The organism is Bradyrhizobium sp., from assembly GCF_019244115.1.
Classification (GTDB): Bacteria; Pseudomonadota; Alphaproteobacteria; order Rhizobiales; family Xanthobacteraceae; genus Bradyrhizobium.
On the sequence record NZ_JAFATE010000074.1, the window covers coordinates 1 to 2,473 of the forward strand.

A 2,473-nucleotide genomic window follows, 5' to 3' on the forward strand; every position below is an offset into this window, starting at 1 on the left:
AGCGAGGAATAACGCTGACTGGCATCGTTTGCTCGAGATCTGCGCGCTAGCTGATACTTTGATCCTCGACGAGGATGGTGTTTATGATCCGGCCAGTTTCAATGACCGGCTTCTGCTCGGTCTCAAAGGAACCATGAGCGAAGCGGAACTCCACGTCCTCAAAGCCCGACTACGCGGCGGCGTCCTGAATAAGGTCCGGCGCGGCGAGTACCGTTGCCCCCTGCCCACGGGCTTGGTCTACGACGAAGCCGGCCACGTGGTGCTGGACCCGGACGCACAGGTACGGGAAGCGATCGCTTACTTCTTTGAAACGTTCTCGCGCCTCGGCTCCGCGAGCCAGACGGTGAAGGCCTTTCGGAAGGAAGGCCTGGATTTTCCTTCTCGACTCGGCATCGGCGGAGCGGTCGTCTTCCGGCCTTTGACGGCATCGGCCGCCATGCGCATGCTGCACAATCCACGCTACGCCGGCGTCTACGTGTATGGCCGCCGGCAATACCGGCGAGCAGCGGACGGCAAAAAGACGAGAAACCGCCCGTTTAGTGACTGGCTGGCTTGCTTCCCCAACGCTCATCCCGGCTATATCAGTTGGGAGCAGTTTCAAGGCAATCTGAAGATCCTCGAGATGAATAGCCGCCCCTATGAACTGGCACGTCTCTCGCCGCCGCGAGAAGGGGCGGCTCTCCTGCAAGGCCGCGCTGTTTGCGGCCGCTGCGGAAGGCACTTTCGGGTCCGCTACGCGGCGCGCCGAGGAAGGCAGGAGGCCTGGTATGTTTGCGATCGGGGCCATAACACGCGTGGCGAGCCGAACTGCCAGTCGATTGCCGGACCGCCCATCGATCAGGTCATCGGAGCGTTAGTCATCGAGAGCATGACCCCGGCAGCGGTCGAGCTTGCTCTCGAAGTGCGGCGAGAGATCGAGGCGCAATATAAAGAGGCCGATCATCTACGCGGCCGCGCGATGGAGCGTGCTCAGTTCGAGGCAGATCTGGCCCAGCGTCGCTTCCTGCTGGTCAATCCTCAGAACCGTCTCGTTGCCGATACGCTCGAGCGGGAATGGAACGACAAGCTGCGGGCCCTGGCGGAGGCACGAGAGGAACGAGAGCGGGCACGGCAGCGGAATCCTCTCGTCCTCGACGAGGCGATCGGCCAACGGTTAAAGGCGATGACTGTGGAATTTCGGAAGCTTTGGGAAGATCCGAGTACACCGAACCGTGAACGCAAGCGGCTGCTGGCCTACCTCATTGAAGATGTGACCTTGATCAAGATTCCAACCGAACGAATCACTAAAATCCACGTGCGGTTCAAAGGCGGTAAAACCGAGACGCTCACGGCGCGGAATCCTAAGTCATCGGCGCAACAAATCCAGACCGCTCCCGAGGTGGTGGCGTTGGTGGACCAACTGCTTGACCATCACATCTATTCCGAGATCGCCGACCTTCTCAACGAGCGAGGATTTCGTCCCGGCGGATCGGCTCGGCCGGGACGGGGCGATGCTCGCTTCACGGCCCTGCGGGTGGCGTATCTCGTCCACGAATATGATCTCCGCTCCCGCTACGATCGACTGCGGGAGCGCGGCATGCTGACGCAAAGTGAAGCGGCGGCGCGTCTGGGCATCCACGAGGCAACAGTTGTCCGTTGGGCCGAGTATGGACTAGTCACCCGGTACGCCTACAACGGCCACGCTTGGCTTTACGAGCTGCCCGACGCTAACGGGCCGGTTAAACATTGCAGCCGATGGGACCGCCTCGTCGATCGAGCATCGGCTGCGAAAAAAGTCAAAACATTAAAATGTTCAAATCAGATCGAAAGAGGTGTAGTGTGAAGAAGGTTAGTTGTAATAGAGAACAAAACCATCGCGATCCCAGGCCAAAATTTTTAAGCGGCCGCCGCCGCGCGAACGAAACACAAACAAATGTCCGCTCAAAGGGCTCTCGCCGGTGACGGCTTCGACGCGCGCCGCCAGCCGGTCAAAGCCGCAGCGCATGTCGGTCGCTTCCGCTGCGAGCCAGATGCGCGGCCCGGTACCGTGATCCAGCGCCGCCAAGCTGGGTAAGCCGATCACGGCTCTGGCTCCAGCACCTGCAAGAGCCGGCGCAGATGCGCGGCGTCAAAATCCGGCCCGACCAGCAAGCTTCGGCCGCCACGCAACCGAATCTCCAGAGGAGTGCCCGGTACCGGGGTGGGCGCTGTCGGCAGAGGCGCTGGTTCGGCGGCAACCACCTCGACGGCCACAAAGGACTCGGTCTTCGCCCCCAGTCGCTTCCTCCACTCATAAAACTGCCACACGGGCAGCATCCGCTCGCGACAAAATCCGGCGATGGTTTGCCCGCTCGTCTGCTGTTCCGATAGCAATCCACGCCAGCGGGCCCACTCTTCTTGCTTCCACTCTCCCATATCAGCAGCATGCTGCCCGAAGCGGCAAATTTCAAGATGCGGTTCACGGACCGCTCACGTATTTGGAGCAGCGGGTTGA

At 60.9% G+C, this 2,473-nt stretch carries 3 protein-coding genes; 1 reads left to right on the forward strand and 2 read right to left on the reverse strand.

All coding sequences use genetic code 11. The annotated features are described in order from the left end of the window. The coding region (locus tag JOZ76_RS03465) for a recombinase family protein (RefSeq protein WP_291697229.1) at nt 1–1,822 on the forward strand (1,822 nt) is incomplete at its 5' end. A 6-nt stretch (nt 1,823–1,828) separates the two neighbouring features. Here JOZ76_RS03465 and tnpB read toward each other — a convergent pair. Both tnpB and tnpA read right to left on the reverse strand, forming a co-directional pair. Beyond that, nucleotides 1,829–2,062 carry an IS66 family insertion sequence element accessory protein TnpB gene (gene tnpB / locus JOZ76_RS03470; protein WP_291697230.1) on the reverse strand — a complete coding sequence of 78 codons (234 nt, stop codon included), beginning with the start codon at nt 2,060–2,062 and terminating at the stop codon, nt 1,829–1,831. Then, a complete protein-coding gene (tnpA, locus tag JOZ76_RS03475; protein WP_291697231.1) occupies nt 2,059–2,394 on the reverse strand; it encodes an IS66 family insertion sequence element accessory protein TnpA in 336 nt (111 codons plus the stop codon). Before tnpA ends, tnpB begins: the two co-directional genes overlap by 4 nt. Nucleotides 2,395–2,473 lie beyond the last annotated feature (79 nt).

What these genes read in the sequence shown, in the direction of transcription:
- tnpA (WP_291697231.1), bottom strand. Translation starts at nt 2,394, where the DNA reads ATGGGAGAGTGGAAGCAAGAAGAGTGGGCCCGCTGGCGTGGATTGCTA.